The following is a 15,551-nucleotide window of genomic DNA, read 5'->3' as shown; positions in this document are numbered from 1 at the left end:
AATGGCTATACAAGCGGCTCGCCAGCAGATGCACAAGAGTCGAGACGCCAAGATTGGGCGATTATCGAACCGCCGACCGATTATCGCAATCCATCAGCCGCTGTCCTTCTCGGCTTCTTCATTCGTTCACCTGCCTGTTCATCCAACTTCGCATGCCTCATTAGTTGATCGACTTAATGGCGCCAGAAACTGAACGCGAGTCCTTAAAAGGTTTCGGCGAATTTCAACTAGCGATAAAACTTGTCAGTAACAAAACGATCACACATCCCGAACCGTTTTTAACTTGGCAAAGATAGTCATTCCCGAATCGACCGCTATAATGCACCTCAGTGGCGCCACGTTTTCACTGGCCGAGGGTGCCGCCCGCTGACCCGATGCCTATTGCCGTCAGCCCGGCCAGCGCCTGACGCTCATTATTCATGCACCGCCAGCGCGCTTGCTGAAACAGGAAACTGATGCTGCGTCAGTTTTAATCTGGTGCCGTAGCCGCCTGCAACATGGAAGTCTTGATCGCCCTGCCGATAACGCCAATGCCTGAACCGGCATGGCCCGTTGGTGGACGTGTTCAATCGACTCGTTGCCGTGCGTTTCACCAGATATTTATCTCAACTCAAACAGGTAGCACTGTGACGAAAGACGAACTGCGCGCGGAACTTGAGCGCCAGGAACAACGTTACAAGGAAGTTTACGGCGGGGAAGTCACCACCTACGCCGCGCAACCCGAACCGGAACGCAAGGCATGGCGCAAACGCCCCACCGTTCAGGATCAGGTTTTCCAGCAAGAACTGAAAAAGATGGAAGAAGAACTCAAAACCGAAGAGCCCTGAACGGGCGATCCTGAGATTTTCGAGGGTCTGCGTCGCCACCGGCTAAAAGCACGGTGACCCGACCATGCCTTGCGCGCCCGCTATCCGCGGGCAGCGGCCCACCTCCCCCCGGCCTGCACGGGAAAGGAGCGTGTCTGACTCGTTTCAGAGATATTTCACACAGGCGTTTGAGGCTCGCGCGCGCTCAACGAAATGCCTGCTGCCCGAAGGTTTTTTCAAGCTAATCAAACACTTGAAAAACCCTGCAACATGCTCGGGCATTGCACCTTGCAACAATTTAATTCGACATTGATTGCTACCGATGAGCAGGTAGGGGATCGATTTCCAGTCTTTTCTGGCATAATCGCGCCCCCTTATGACCGGGTCAGAAAACCTTCATGATCGATTTATTCAGCGGACTGGATGCTTGGGTGCTTGTGAGCCTCTTGCTCGCCCTGACGTTTGTCCTCGCCTTCGAGTTCATCAATGGATTTCATGACACCGCTAACGCGGTAGCCACTGTTATCTACACCAAAGCCATGCCGCCTCACCTGGCGGTGTTCTTCTCCGGTGTGTTCAACTTCCTCGGCGTGTTGCTGGGCGGCGTTGGCGTGGCGTATGCCATTGTTCACCTGCTGCCGGTGGAACTGCTGATCAATGTGAACACCGGCCATGGCCTGGCGATGGTGTTCTCGTTGCTCGCCGCGGCGATCACTTGGAACCTGGGCACCTGGTACTTCGGTATCCCGGCCTCCAGTTCCCACACCCTGATCGGCTCGATCCTCGGTGTCGGCCTGGCCAACGCCCTGATCAACAACATCCCGTTGGCCGACGGCGTGAACTGGCAGAAAGCGATCGACATCGGCGCCTCGCTGGTGTTTTCGCCAATGGCTGGCTTCCTGATCGCCGCGCTGATCCTGATCGGCCTGAAGTGGTGGCGTCCGCTGTCGAAGATGCACAAGACTCCGGAACAGCGCCGCAAGATCGACGACAAAAAGCACCCGCCGTTCTGGAACCGTCTGGTTCTGGTGATTTCGGCCATGGCCGTGAGCTTCGTGCACGGTTCCAACGATGGCCAGAAAGGCATCGGCCTGATCATGCTGGTACTGATCGGTATCGTGCCTGCGCAGTTCGTCCTCGACCTGAGCAGCACCACCTACCAGATCGAGCGCACCCGCGACGCGACCCTGCACCTGAGCCAGTTCTACAAGCGCAACGCCGATTCCCTGGGCGAATTCCTGGCCCTGGGCAAAAGTGTTGAAGGCGATCTGCCGGAAAAATTCCGCTGCAACCCGCAGCAGACCGAACCGACCATCAACGCCCTGCTTGGCACCCTTAAAGGTGTAGCGGACTACCATTCGCTGTCCTCGGAAAGCCGCATCGAAGTCCGTCGCTACTTGCTGTGCCTGGACGACACCGCGAAGAAAGTCGGCAAGCTGCCAGGCCTGGAAGCGCGTGAGAAGGCTGACCTGGACAAACTGCGCAAAGACCTGACCACCACCACCGAATACGCCCCGTTCTGGGTGATTCTCGCGGTCGCCCTGGCCCTCGGCCTGGGTACCATGGTCGGCTGGAAACGCGTGGTACTGACCATCGGCGAGAAGATCGGCAAGCAGGGCATGACCTATTCCCAGGGCATGTCGGCGCAGATCACTACCGCCAGTTTGATCGGTATGGCCAACATCTTCAGTCTGCCGGTATCGACCACTCACGTGCTGTCCTCGGGCGTGGCGGGCACCATGGTCGCCAACAAGAGCGGCCTGCAGGGTGGGACTGTTCGCACCATCTTGCTGGCGTGGGTTTTGACCTTGCCGGCGACTGTGGCGCTGTCGGCTGGGTTGTTCTGGTTGGCGTCCAAAGCGTTGGGTAGCTGATAGACCGCAGCACATGAGAAAGGCGTGATTCGTGAGGATCGCGCCTTTTTTTTGGGTTTGGTTTTGTGAGCATATCCGTTGCTGCGGTAACGGCCTCCTATGGTTCCGCCCTTACGGCGGGTCACTTTTTCCAAACGCCGAAAAAGTAACCAAAAAGGCTTCCCCCGGCGTACGGCACTTCGCTTAGGCTCAGTGTTCCCTCGCTACGGTGTCCATCAGGGGGCATCGCCTCCGGTTTGCTTCGCTGCACCTCCTCTCGATGTATGCGGCTTCGCCGCATGGCGCTGCGCGCCTAACCCCTGATGGACACCTTCGCTCGGCCTGCCGAAGGGGCTGAAGATCAAAAGCCACATCAAGAGCCAAAGCCAAAGCCAAAGCCAAAGCCAAAGCCAAAGCCAAAGCCAAAGCCAAAGCAGATCAAAAGATCACAGCCTTCGGCAGTTCCTACAGGGGATTGGGTGTATTCAGTTTTGAGATTTGGTCGGCTGTCAGGCCGCCTTCGCGAGCAAGCTCGCTCCCACAGTTGGATGAGTGCATTCAGCAGAGATCGGTCGGCTCGTAGGCCGCCATCGCCAGCAGGCTGGCTCCTACAAAAAAGCAAAAGCCGAGCGCACGCTTTTCCACCACTCAACACGATGAGCGTTAGCTCGAGTAAAGCTTTTGATCTGAGGGCCCGTCGGCAGGCTGAGTGGAGGGGTTTATCCGGGGGTGGGAGCGCAGCGACCGTTTGGCGCAGCCAAACACAGCGAGAGGAGGTGCAGCGAAGCAAACCGTAGGCGCTGCCCCCGGATGAATCCCGCAGCGAAGGAACCCGAGCCTAAGCGAGGGCCGAACGTCAGGGTAAAGCCTTTTGGGTTACCTTTTCGGCGTTTGGAAAAGGTGACCCGCCGTAAGGGCGGAACCCTAAGCCGCCGTTACCGCAGCAACGGATATTCACAAAGCACACCCAAAGTCTGGTCGGCCCAAAGGCCGCCAAGACACAAAAAAAAGGGGCAACCGAAGTCGCCCCAAAATGCCTTGCGTGCTCATCAAACCCGGAAAGACCTACTTCTTGCGCTTATTCGCATCCTTCCAGATAAAAAATCCAAACCCTGCAAAAAACAGAACCATGAGCCCCACGGTCAGAACCCCGGCAAACACCACGTTATCGAAAAACATGACTGTGGCCTCCTGGCCCCTGCTTTGCTGCGATGGAGCTAAGTTAACCAATCGCGCAGGCGCAGAAATTGACCAGGATCAAGTCCGGTCAACACAGAAGGCAAAGGCGGGAAAATAACTGACCTGCATCAAAGGATGCAGGGGAAGATCAACGCTTTTTCGGTTTCTTTTTCGGCTTTTTCTGGGCTTTTCCCAACGGCATGGCTTGCTCGAAGGCCTTGCGCACTTCGTTCAGCCGCTTTTCGTTGAGATCATGCACACGCTTGGCGCGCTCGGTGCCGAGGTCGATCAGTTTTTCATCTTGGCTCATGACGTTCAGCGCATCACTTGAAGAAAACACAACTGCCGCATCAGAGGCAGGACTGCGCCAATCATGCAGCCTGACGCCAGCGCTCGACAACAATTGATGTAAATAAGCAGACTCAGATCTCGATATCGACCCACAAGCCCTGACGCGGCTGATCTTCCATCAGCGGCACCACCGGCACGGTGTTGTCGGCATTCAGCTCGGTGCCCGGCACGGCCAGATGCTCTTCCGGGTCTTCGTCGGCTTCGCGACGGCGACGATCACGTTCCTGCTGACGGCGCTGTTCCTCGCGCGCCAGCAGTCGATCCTCTTCCGGGTCGCGTTTTTGCAGATCAATCGTGCTTTCGTTGGAGCTTTCCTGCACCGGCACCACCGGAGGAATGTCCGGCCGCTGGCGAATCGGATCCTGCTGGGAAGTGATCGGCACAGCGCTCAGGGGGAGCATCGGTGGCAGCATATAAAGGGTCTCCTGTCAGCAGGCTATCGGCTGCGGCAAAGGCGCCTTGAGCCATCCGTCGCAAATCTGTGACGCACTTGGCACCTGTAGGAGCTGCCGCAGGCTGCGATCTTTTAATCGGACACCACAAATCTCAAGTGTTTCCAAAGATCAGAAGATCGCTGTCTGCGGCAGCTCCTGCCCAGTAATCTTTGGCCCTGAAGCCTGCATTCCGTTAAGATAGCCCGCTTTTTCAAGGTGGGAGTCAGGCAGCATGGCGCAGCAGTATCAACCGGGGCAACGCTGGATCAGTGACAGCGAAGCAGAGCTTGGTTTAGGCACCGTTCTGGCACAGGACGGCCGCTTGTTGACCGTGCTTTACCCGGCCACTGGCGAAACCCGCCAGTACGCGCTACGGAATGCGCCCCTCACCCGCGTGCGGTTCTCGCCGGGTGACACCATTACTCACTTCGAAGGCTGGAAGATGACCGTGCGCGAAGTCGACGACGTCGACGGGCTGATGGTCTATCACGGCCTCAACGGGCAGAACGAAGCCGTCACCCTGCCGGAAACCCAGCTGTCGAACTTCATTCAGTTCCGTCTGGCCAGCGACCGTCTGTTCGCCGGGCAGATCGACCCGCTGTCGTGGTTCTCCCTGCGCTACAACACCTTGGAACACACCAGCCGCCAGTTGCAGTCCTCGCTCTGGGGCCTGGGCGGCGTGCGTGCGCAACCGATCGCGCACCAACTGCACATCGCCCGTGAAGTCGCCGACCGCATTGCGCCACGGGTTCTGCTGGCGGACGAAGTGGGTCTGGGGAAAACCATCGAAGCCGGTCTGGTGATCCATCGCCAACTGCTCTCGGGCCGCGCTAACCGTGTGCTGATCCTGGTGCCGGAAAACCTGCAGCACCAGTGGCTGGTGGAAATGCGCCGCCGTTTCAACCTGCAGGTCGCGCTGTTCGACGAAGAACGCTTCATCGAAAGCGATGCCACCAACCCGTTCGAAGACACCCAGCTGGCATTGGTTGCCCTGGAGTGGCTGGTCGAAGACGAGAAGGCGCAGGACGCCTTGTTCGCCGCCGGCTGGGATCTGATGGTGGTCGACGAAGCCCACCACCTGGTGTGGCACGAAGACAAGGCCAGCCCCGAGTACTCGCTGGTCGAACAATTGGCTGAAGTGATTCCCGGCGTGCTGCTGCTCACCGCGACCCCGGAACAACTCGGTCAGGACAGCCACTTCGCCCGTCTGCGCCTGCTCGACCCGAACCGTTTCCATGACCTGGCCGCGTTCCGCGCCGAGAGCGAGAACTATCGCCCGGTGGCCGAAGCCGTTCAGGAACTGCTCGACAAAGGGCGCCTGTCGCCTGCAGCACACAAGACCATCCACGGTTTCCTCGGCAACGAAGGCGAAGCCTTGCTGACCGCGGTCAACGATGGCGATAGCGAAGCCAGCGCGCGTCTGGTGCGCGAGCTGCTCGACCGCCACGGCACCGGCCGCGTGCTGTTCCGTAACACCCGCGCCGCGGTGCAGGGTTTCCCCGAGCGCAAACTGCACCCGTACCCGCTGCCATGCCCGGACGAATACCTCGAACTGCCGCTGGGTGATCACGCCGAGCTGTACCCGGAAGTCAGCTTCCAGGCCCAGCCGGACGCCAGCGAAGAAGAGCGCTGGTGGAAATTCGACCCGCGCGTCGAGTGGCTGATCGATCAGCTGAAAATGCTCAAGCGCACCAAAGTGCTGGTGATCTGCGCCCACGCCGAAACCGCGATGGACCTGGAAGACGCGCTGCGCGTGCGCTCCGGCATCCCGGCCACGGTGTTCCACGAAGGCATGAACATCCTTGAGCGTGACCGCGCCGCCGCCTACTTTGCCGACGAAGAGTTCGGCGCGCAGGTGCTGATCTGCTCGGAAATCGGCAGTGAAGGTCGCAACTTCCAGTTCGCCCATCACTTGGTGCTGTTCGATCTGCCGTCGCACCCGGACCTGCTTGAGCAGCGTATCGGTCGTCTCGACCGGATCGGCCAGAAGCACATCATCGAACTGCACGTGCCGTACCTGGAAACCAGCCCGCAAGAGCGCCTGTTCCAGTGGTACCACGAAGCCCTGAACGCGTTCCTCAACACCTGCCCGACCGGCAACGCCTTGCAGCATCAGTTCGGCCCGCGCCTGCTGCCGCTGCTTGAAGAAGCCGACGACGGTGAGTGGCAAGCGCTGATTGACGAAGCGCGCACCGAGCGCGAGCGTCTGGAAGCCGAGCTGCACACCGGCCGCGACCGTCTGCTGGAGCTGAACTCCGGCGGTTCGGGCGAAGGCGATCAGTTGGTCGAGGACATCCTTGAGCAAGACGATCAGTTCGCCCTGCCGATCTATATGGAAACCCTGTTCGACGCGTTCGGCATCGACAGCGAAGACCATTCGGAAAACGCCCTGATCCTCAAGCCGAGCGAGAAGATGCTCGACGCCAGCTTCCCGCTGGGCGATGACGAAGGCGTGACCATCACCTACGACCGCAACCAGGCGCTGTCGCGCGAAGACATGCAGTTCATCACCTGGGAACACCCGATGGTGCAGGGCGGCATGGACCTGGTGCTGTCCGGTTCGATGGGCAACACCGCCGTCGCGCTTATCAAGAACAAGGCACTGAAACCGGGCACGGTGTTGCTGGAACTGCTCTACGTCAGCGAAGTGGTTGCACCGCGCTCGCTGCAACTGGGCCGCTACCTGCCGCCGGCCGCCCTGCGCTGCCTGCTCGACGCCAACGGCAACGATCTGTCGGCCCGCGTCTCGTTCGAAACCTTGAACGATCAACTGGAAAGCGTGCCACGCGCCAGCGCCAACAAGTTCATCCAGGCCCAGCGCGATCAGCTGACGCCACGGATCAACGCCGGTGAAGACAAGATCACCCCGCGTCACGCCGAGCGCGTGGCCGAGGCCCGTCGTCGTCTGGCGGCGGACACCGACGAAGAACTGGCGCGCCTGACCGCGTTGCAAGCGGTCAACCCGACTGTACGCGACAGCGAACTGGATGCGTTGCGCAAGCAGCGTGAACTGGGTCTGGCGATGCTGGATAAAGCGGCATTGCGTCTGGAAGCGATACGGGTGTTGGTGGCGGGTTAAGCCGCCCTGCTCCAGCGTTGAAAACAACAAGGCCCGCAGTGATGCGGGCCTTTTTGTTTGTCTGTTATTTATCCGGTGATGCTACTGGCCCTTTCGCGAGCAGGCTCGCTCCCACAGGGATTGTGTTCACGCTGGAGATCCAATGTGGGAGCGAGCCTGCTCGCGAAGGCGGTTATGCAGTCGCCACAGAAACATCAGGCTCAACCACAGCCACCAACCCCTCCCTCATCCGCTGCGCATCGCGTACAAAACACCGCGCCGCCAGAAACAGAAACACCATGGTGAAGAACAGCGCCACCGGAATCAGGTACATCGCATCATGCAGCCCGACAGCCTTGAACGCCTCAGTCATCTGCTCGGCCCCCGCCGAGAGCATCGCCGATTTGGCGAAATGGTCGGACAAGGCCCCCACCACCACTGGCCCCAAGCCGCCGCCGAGCAGGTACAGCCCGGCAAAGAACAGCGCCATCGCCGTGGCCCGCAGGCGTGGTTCGACCACGTCCTGAATCGCCGTGTACACGCAGGTGTAGAAGTTATAGGCAAACAGCCAGCCGACGCTGAACACCGCGACGAACACGCCGATCTCGACCCGTCCGGCATGCAGCGCCCACGCGGTGCACAGGGTCGAGATGATCAGGCTGAAGCCGGCAAACAGCAGCCGGCCGTTGGCGACTCGTTGATGAATCTTGTCAGCGATCCAGCCGCCGAGGGTCAGACCGATCAACCCGGTGACGCCGACGATCACGCCGGTCGCCACCGCCGCCTCCTGCAACGGCATCAGGAAGTAGCGCTGCAGCATCGGCACCAGAAACGAGTTGCAGGCATAGGTGGCGAAGTTGAAGCACAAACCGGCCATCACCAGCCACAGGAATGTCGGCACCGCCAGCACCCGGCGGATAGGCTTGTCGACTCTCTCTTGGGACACCTGCACGGTTTCCGCCGCGCCGCGTTTGGGTTCCTTGATGAAGAACATGAACACCGCGAGGATCAGCCCCGGCACCGCCGCGATAAAGAACGGCGCGCGCCAGCTGTCGAATGCCTTGACCATCGCGCCGATGGTGAAGAATGCCAGCAACAGGCCCAACGGCAGGCCGAGCATGAAAATACCCATGGCCCGCGCCCGACGGTGCGCCGGGAACAGGTCACCGATCAACGAGTTGGCGGCCGGCGCGTAACTGGCCTCGCCAATGCCGATGCCCATGCGCACCAGCAGAAAACTCCAGAAACTGCCGACCAGCCCGTTGACCGCCGTCAGCGCGCTCCAGGTCGCCAGGCCCCAGCCCATCAGTTTGCTGCGCGAACCGGTATCGGCCATGCGCCCCAGCGGCAGGCCGGCGATCGCATAAACCAGGGTGAACGCGGTGCCGACGATTCCCAGTTGAAAATCGCTGAGGTGCCATTCCATGCGGATCGGCTCGATGATGATCGCCGGAATGGTGCGGTCGAAGAAATTGAACAGGTTGGCAAGGAATAACAGGAACAGAATGCGCCAGGCATTCGCCGCTTGGGTCGAGTTCTGCATGGGTCCGTCTCTTTATTGTTATGTGGGCTTCACTGCCGACGCATCCGAGCCCGGAACCTGCAATCTAGACAGGCCTGCCGGGGCTGTCTGTGATCATTCGTCAGCCTGATAACGGGCCATGGCACTGTAACGAAACGTAAGCCCTTGATAACACTGAAATCCCCCATAAACCGGGGGTTTCGCGGCAAAACCCGGCTACAAAAAAATACTTTCGCGCCCCCCTTCCCAAGTTCATGGCGAAGCCTAGAATAGCCGCCGGATCCGTCCGGATTCGCCGATCAACCCCTTTGATACCCTCCCCATGTCCGAAGTCAGTCCGTGTCTGAATTGCGGTGCCTGCTGTTCCCATTTTCGCGTGTCTTTTTTCTGGGGTGAATGCGCCTCCTCCGGCGGTACGGTGCCCGATGAACTGGTGACGCAGATCAGTCCCAGTCGGGTAGCGATGAACGGCACCGACTGCAAATCGCCGCGGTGTACGGCGTTGATCGGTGAAGTGGGCAGTAACGTGCAGTGCTCGATTTACGAGCAACGCTCCAGTCCCTGCCGCGAATTCGATGCTTCCTGGGAATACGGCGAACAGAATGTCGATTGCGACAAGGCGCGCGCCCGCTTCGGCTTGCCGCCGCTCGAACCGAAATGGAATCAGATCCCTTACGACCAAACCGCCTGATGGTTTAGCGCCAATCGCTATAAGTCTCATGCCGAAATGGTTGGCGCCAATGTGCCACTACCGCTTGCATGGCAAAAACCGCCTGTATACTCCTCTCATTCGCCTGCGTTGCTGACGCAGCAGGGACGACTTCACAGACGGGGATGCTATGGAGTGGCTTGGTTTGCAGTTTGTTACCGAGCTGCCGCAGAGCGGGCAGGTCATTCTCGATTGCACACACAATCCCTTGCTGGTGCTGGTGGCCTATCTGGTCGCCTGCGCCGCGAGTTTTGCCACCCTCGACATGGCCGAGCGGGTTGGCCACGCCGAAGATCCGGGTTCGCAACGGGTCTGGCGCTGGATCGGCGCCACCTGCCTGGCTGGCGGCATCTGGGCCATGCACTTCATCGCCATGCTGGCATTCCAGGCGCCGCTGGAAATCCATTACGAACTGGCCACCACTCTGTTTTCCCTGGTGATCGCCCTGCTCGCCTCATGGCTGGCGATGCACACCCTGAGCTTGCCTCAACCCTCGCTGATGCAATACCTGAAAACCGCCATCGTTATTGGCCTGGGCATCGCCGGCATGCATTACGTCGGCATGGCGGCGATGCACTCGGTGGCCACTGCGTATTACCAGCCGCTGCTGTTCTGCCTGTCGATCGTGATTGCCATCGGCGCCAGCTTCGCCGCGCTGTGGGTCGCCGGTTATCTGCGTGAAGGCAGCGGCCGTTTTCATCAGTTGCTCAAATACACCGCCGCAGTGATCCTCGGCGCCGGCATCATCAGCATGCACTTCACCGGCATGGCCGCGTTGCATCTGGTGGTGCCCGAGGGCGCAGCACCGACCCTGAGCGGCGAAACCAATTACCTGCAACTGGGCCTGACCGTCGCATTGATCATCCTGCTGATTCTCGGCAGCGCGATCAGCGCGGCACTCGCCGACAAGAAACTGCAAAGCAAGGAACACGATCTGCGCCGGGTCAACGCCCTGCTCGGCCAGCTCGATCAGGCGCGGATGTCATTGCAGCAAGTGGCCAATTACGACGCGCTGACCAACCTGATCAACCGCCGCGGTTTCAACCAGCTTTTCGCCGAGAAACTCAACCAGAAAACCAGCGAAGGCGGCATGCTCGCGGTGATGTTTCTCGACATCGACCACTTCAAGCGAATCAACGACAGCCTCGGCCATGACGCCGGCGACGCCCTGCTCAAAGTCATCGCCAATCACATCAAAGGCTCGGTGCGCAGCCATGAAGACGTGGTCGCCCGCTTCGGCGGTGACGAGTTCTGCATCCTGATCAGCCTGCGTGAACGTGAGGAAGCGCGCAACATGGCGCAACGGATCATGCTGAAAATGAAGGAGCCGATCGAACTGGCCGGCCGCCGTATGGTGATGACCACCAGCATCGGCATCAGCCTGTTCCCCGACGACGGCACCACCTGCGAAGAACTGCTCAAGCACGCGGATCTGGCGCTGTATCAATCCAAGGGCGCCGGGCGTAACGGCCTGCATTTTTTCAGTGCCAACATGAAGACCCGCGCCAGCCTCGAACTGCAACTGGAAGAAGAACTGCGCCAGGCCCTGCGCGAAGAAAACGGGCTGACGCTGTATTACCAACCGATCTTCGAACTGAAAACCGGTCGAGTGACCAAACTCGAAGCGCTGATCCGCTGGCAGCATCCGGTGCATGGCTTGCTGGCCCCGGATCGCTTCATCGCGATCGCCGAAACCAATGGCCTGATCGCCGAACTGGATAACTGGGTGTTGCGCCGGGCCTGCACTGACCTTGGCGAACTGACGCGGCATGGCTGCAACGACCTGAAAATCGCCTGGAACTGCTCGCCGCTCAACCTTGCCCGGGAAGAGCTGGCCGATGAGATCGAAAGCGCACTGCGCAGCGCTGGCGTTGCGCCGGAACGGCTGGAACTGGAAGTCACCGAAAACGCGCTGATGGGCAACATCGCCAACACCCTGGTGCTACTGCGGCAGATCCGCGCTCTCGGCGTCTCGCTGTCGATCGACGACTTCGGCACTGGCTATTCGTCGCTGGCCTACCTCAAGCGCCTGCCGCTCAATACGCTGAAAATCGACCGCTCGTTCATCCTCGACATTCCCACGGCGACCGCCGACATGGAGATCGTCCAGGCGATCATCGTCATGGCCCACACCCTGCATTTGCAGGTGGTGACCGAAGGCGTGGAGAGCCTGGAACAGTACGAATTCCTCGAGCGCTCAGGCTGCGATTTCATTCAGGGCTACCTGCTCAGCCGCCCGGTGCCGCTGGACGAGTTACGCCCGGTGCTGGAAGAAATCAATCAGCGCAAACACTCGCATGCAGTCAATCCGTTGAGTCTGGCGCGCGGTACATTTGTACCAGTGTCGCTGGATCCTTCTGCAAAAAGCCCTGCGCCCCATGCAGGCGCATCAATTGTGCGGCCAATCCGCTGATCGGCGTGGCCGAGCCTTGTTCGCGGGAGAATTTCACTGCGGTATCGAGGTCCTTGAGCAGCGTGCGCACGTGCCATTTCACCGGTTCAAAACGGCTCTCGGCCATTTGCGGGGCGAGGATCTGCAACGGTTTCGAATCGGCAAAACCACCGGCCAGCGCTTCGGCAATCAGGCTCGCATCGACCCCGGCCTGTTCGGCCAGCGCCACTACTTCGGCGATCACCAGCGCATTACAGGCGACGATCATCTGGTTGCAAGCCTTGGTGACCTGCCCGGCGCCGATGCCACCCATGTGCGTGACCCGTTGACCAAGGTTGAGCAGCACCGGGTGCACCCGCTCCAGATCCGCCACCGCGCCGCCGACCATGATCGCCAGACTGCCGGCCTCGGCCCCCACCACGCCGCCGGACACCGGTGAGTCGAGCCAGCTCATCCCGGTCTTGTCGGCCAACTCGGTTGCCATCTCGCGGGTAGCGGTCGGTTCGAGGCTGGAAAAGTCCACCAGCAACTGGCCGCTTTTCGCACCTTCAGCGACACCCCCGGCGCCAAACACCACCTCGCGCACCACCGCCGTGTCGGCCAGACAGAGCATCACCACGTCCGCGTGTTCGCACAGTTCAGCGGGGCTTGCCACCTGCCGGGCGCCGGCTTCGACCAGTGGCGCGCACTTGGCCGGGTTGCGATTCCACACGGTCAACGGGTAGCCGGCAGCCAGCAAACGGCGGCACATCGGCAGGCCCATCAGGCCGATTCCGGCAAAACCCAACGAAGGGAGCGTTGACATCATTTCGCCTCTTTTTGATTAAAGATCACTGAATAATGGCCGATTCATGAGCGATCAGGAAAGGATTCCCCCGTGCGACGATCAGGCCAAGCCCCTGACGCCCGGGCCAAATTCGCGCAATAAAAGACGCGAGATCTTATTCCGTGAGGCTCGCTGACACTGGTCAGCGGACCAACCAGTCCAGGTATATGGCGCACAATGACTTCTAAAAACAATCCCGCCACTGCGGTATCCGATCTGACCCTGAGCCCTGCCGCAAACAGCCCGTCATCATCGAAGCCATTGCCTCCCTCGCGCCCGCTGGGCACTCAGCAATATCTGTACTACACCGAAACCAACACCGACCGCATCCTCGACAACCTCGATGGCCTGCGTGATCTGGTGTTCCCGCGTCCACCGCACCTGGAAGGCGACAACGAACAGCACAACGATCAGGAGTTTCCGTCGGTGTGCCTGATCGGCCTCGGTCGCTGCGGCTCGAACATCGCACTCGACGTCGCGGAGCTGGTGTACAACGCGCGCAAGTTCTACCTCAACGAATTCAACAACGAAGACCGCGCTGCTGACCGCCGTCTGGCCGACAAGGGCTACAGCCCGGCGCAGTGGATCAAAAACAACCTGCGGATCGGCACCAACAAGTCGAGCAAACCAGTGTTCCTCGTCGAACCGCTGGTGATGCTCGGCGACCTCGACAAGGACATCGCCGGGCGCATCCGCTTCTCGCGCAAGGGCGAGAAAAGCGGCTTCCTGCGCGATTACAGCAAAATGAAGATCATGGACTTGTCCGAAGTCCACGCCGGTGGCGCCGGTAACGCGCCGATCCTCGGCCAGTATCTGGCGAAGATCATCCTCAACAAGGACACCCAGCGCTTCTCCAGCCCTGACTGGAAAATGATCCACTCGTACCTGATCGACAGCTGCGGCATCAAGGCCAACCAGTCGCGCCTGTACTTCTCGATCTTCAGTGCCGGCGGCGGTACCGGTTCGGGCATGGCCTCGGAATTCGGCCTGGCCCAGCAGCACTCGTACATGAACAAGACGTTCGACACCAAGCCGATGGACGAACACGACGGCAAGAGCGGACATTCGTTCGTGTTCGAGCCGATCTTCACCAGCGGCATCTGCGTGCTGCCGAACATTTCCGATCACCGCAGTGAAATGTCCGAGGCGCTGCACATCAACGCCGGACGCCTGCTGTGCAAATACCTGTCGGAGGAATGGGATTTCTCCTACAACTTCGCCAATGAAGACAGCAGCGAAGCCAGCGTCATGGGCCGTATCCGCCCATGGAACGCGATGATGCTGATCTCCAACGACATCATGCGTTACGCCGAAGAGAGCGATGACGGCAACATCCAGAACATTGATGTCAATGCGATGGAGAAGCACGCCAACCAGTACATCTCGCAGCAGATCTTCAACATTCTGACGGCGCAGGCGGTGACCACCGACTACGACCAGAACTACTTCCGCCGCGCCGGCATCGACATCGGCGAAACCATTCGCCTGGATGCCAACGACCTGTTCATGAGTCTGGCCGGCCCGGTGGCGATTGCCTACGCCGAATCGGTGGTGCCGGAAACCCCGCCGCCGAGCAGCGACAAGTTCAAGGTCTTCGACAAAGAGCCGCAGCGTCTGAACATCGATGACCTGTTCTTCCGCTCGATCGACCTGCCGCACTTCAACAAGGTCACCCAGGCCATCGAAGGCATCAGCCTGCTGCCGATCGAATCCAAGCGCTATCGCGCCTCGCTGGAGCAGTACAAGAATTCCGGCTACGACGCCGCGGCGCTGCACGACCTGCACTTCTTCAAGAACTGCTCGTCGGTGGTGTCGATCGTCTCGTTGCCCAAAGACTACAAGCTGTCGTACATGGATCTGAACCGGTTGAAGACCCACCTCAACAGCCTGTTCCCCAACACCACGCTCAAGCGTTATGCGCTGGTGATCGGCGCTTCGGCCAACCTGTCGCTGACCACCCTGATCGCCAAGAGCCCGTGCCTGTCGGACGACTTCCTGACGTTGATCGTGGCGTTCATCAAGCGCTGCTTCGCCAAGACGCCGTACCGTTTTGACGAGACTTTGGACAACTCGATCCTCGACTTCATCATTAATGAAGAGTTCGACGAAGACCGCATCGACGATCTGCTCAACGAGTTCGAGAACCCGGCGAAGATCCTCGACACCAACTGGTACGCGATCAAGCCGATGTACGAGAAGAAGTACCGCGAGCTGATCAACGACAAGGACAAGTTCGTCTCGATCAACGACATTCGCCTGTCGCGCGATTGCGTGAAGAAGTCGATCAAGTACCTGCGCGAGATCTACCGTCACCGGATCGGCAAGACCAAGGTTATTTCCCTGAATAACCATACGGGCAAGACTTACTCGGTCTGATCCAGACCGAGTTGCCCTATTCGCGAGCAGGCTCGCTCCCACAGG

11 protein-coding genes are annotated in these 15,551 nt (G+C 59.8%); 6 read left to right on the top strand and 5 right to left on the bottom strand.

Features of this window, described 5'->3' with window-relative positions:
- The first annotated feature begins 626 nt into the window (after window positions 1-626).
- Window positions 627-827 (top strand): hypothetical protein, encoded by a 201-nt coding sequence (locus HDC30_RS05740; RefSeq protein WP_003222398.1) that lies wholly within the window; start codon window positions 627-629, stop codon window positions 825-827.
- A 377-nt stretch (window positions 828-1,204) separates the two neighbouring features.
- Window positions 1,205-2,680: an inorganic phosphate transporter gene (locus HDC30_RS05735; protein ID WP_003222397.1), complete on the top strand. Its 1,476-nt coding sequence runs from the start codon at window positions 1,205-1,207 to the stop codon at window positions 2,678-2,680.
- 1,044 nt (window positions 2,681-3,724) lie between these two features.
- Here HDC30_RS05735 and ccoM read toward each other — a convergent pair.
- The 3 genes from ccoM to HDC30_RS05725 all read right to left on the bottom strand — a co-directional run bounded on the left by ccoM (window position 3,725) and on the right by HDC30_RS05725 (window position 4,602).
- Window positions 3,725-3,838, bottom strand: coding sequence for a cytochrome c oxidase subunit CcoM (gene ccoM, locus HDC30_RS29310; RefSeq protein WP_003222396.1), 114 nt, complete (start codon window positions 3,836-3,838; stop codon window positions 3,725-3,727).
- Between the two features lie 148 nt (window positions 3,839-3,986).
- Window positions 3,987-4,148 carry a hypothetical protein gene (locus HDC30_RS05730; RefSeq protein ID WP_096797040.1) on the bottom strand — a complete coding sequence of 54 codons (162 nt, stop codon included), beginning with the start codon at window positions 4,146-4,148 and terminating at the stop codon, window positions 3,987-3,989.
- 112 nt (window positions 4,149-4,260) lie between these two features.
- A complete protein-coding gene (locus HDC30_RS05725; protein WP_003222394.1) occupies window positions 4,261-4,602 on the bottom strand; it encodes a hypothetical protein in 342 nt (113 codons plus the stop codon).
- Window positions 4,603-4,855: 253 nt separating this feature from the next.
- Between HDC30_RS05725 and rapA the strand changes: the two genes are divergently transcribed.
- The gene (rapA, locus tag HDC30_RS05720) at window positions 4,856-7,702 is read left to right on the top strand and encodes an RNA polymerase-associated protein RapA (protein WP_097086592.1); all 2,847 of its coding nucleotides are present in this window, start codon (window positions 4,856-4,858) and stop codon (window positions 7,700-7,702) included.
- Between the two features lie 172 nt (window positions 7,703-7,874).
- On the opposite strand, the gene HDC30_RS05715 is transcribed toward rapA, so the two are convergent.
- Window positions 7,875-9,224, bottom strand: coding sequence for an MFS transporter (locus HDC30_RS05715; protein WP_134785597.1), 1,350 nt, complete (start codon window positions 9,222-9,224; stop codon window positions 7,875-7,877).
- Window positions 9,225-9,525: 301 nt separating this feature from the next.
- Here HDC30_RS05715 and HDC30_RS05710 point away from each other — a divergent pair, with 301 nt between their 5' ends.
- Both HDC30_RS05710 and HDC30_RS05705 read left to right on the top strand, forming a co-directional pair.
- Window positions 9,526-9,894: a YkgJ family cysteine cluster protein gene (locus HDC30_RS05710; RefSeq protein WP_183781535.1), complete on the top strand. Its 369-nt coding sequence runs from the start codon at window positions 9,526-9,528 to the stop codon at window positions 9,892-9,894.
- 148 nt (window positions 9,895-10,042) lie between these two features.
- Window positions 10,043-12,325 carry a bifunctional diguanylate cyclase/phosphodiesterase gene (locus HDC30_RS05705; RefSeq protein ID WP_183781532.1) on the top strand — a complete coding sequence of 761 codons (2,283 nt, stop codon included), beginning with the start codon at window positions 10,043-10,045 and terminating at the stop codon, window positions 12,323-12,325.
- On the opposite strand, the gene HDC30_RS05700 is transcribed toward HDC30_RS05705, so the two are convergent.
- Entirely contained in the window at window positions 12,216-13,112 is an 897-nt protein-coding gene (locus HDC30_RS05700; RefSeq protein WP_177408940.1) for an NAD(P)-dependent oxidoreductase, read from the bottom strand. The two genes, HDC30_RS05705 and HDC30_RS05700, sit on opposite strands and share 110 nt — an antisense overlap.
- 195 nt (window positions 13,113-13,307) lie before the next feature.
- Here HDC30_RS05700 and HDC30_RS05695 point away from each other — a divergent pair, with 195 nt between their 5' ends.
- The gene (locus HDC30_RS05695; protein ID WP_027614384.1) at window positions 13,308-15,506 is read left to right on the top strand and encodes a hypothetical protein; all 2,199 of its coding nucleotides are present in this window, start codon (window positions 13,308-13,310) and stop codon (window positions 15,504-15,506) included.
- Window positions 15,507-15,551: the final 45 nt, after the last annotated feature.

Source organism: Pseudomonas sp. JAI115 (genome assembly GCF_014200835.1).
Lineage (GTDB): Bacteria > Pseudomonadota > Gammaproteobacteria > Pseudomonadales > Pseudomonadaceae > Aquipseudomonas > Aquipseudomonas putida_A.
Note: the sequence above shows the minus strand (reverse complement) of the source record. Positions and strands in the feature narration are given on the sequence as shown.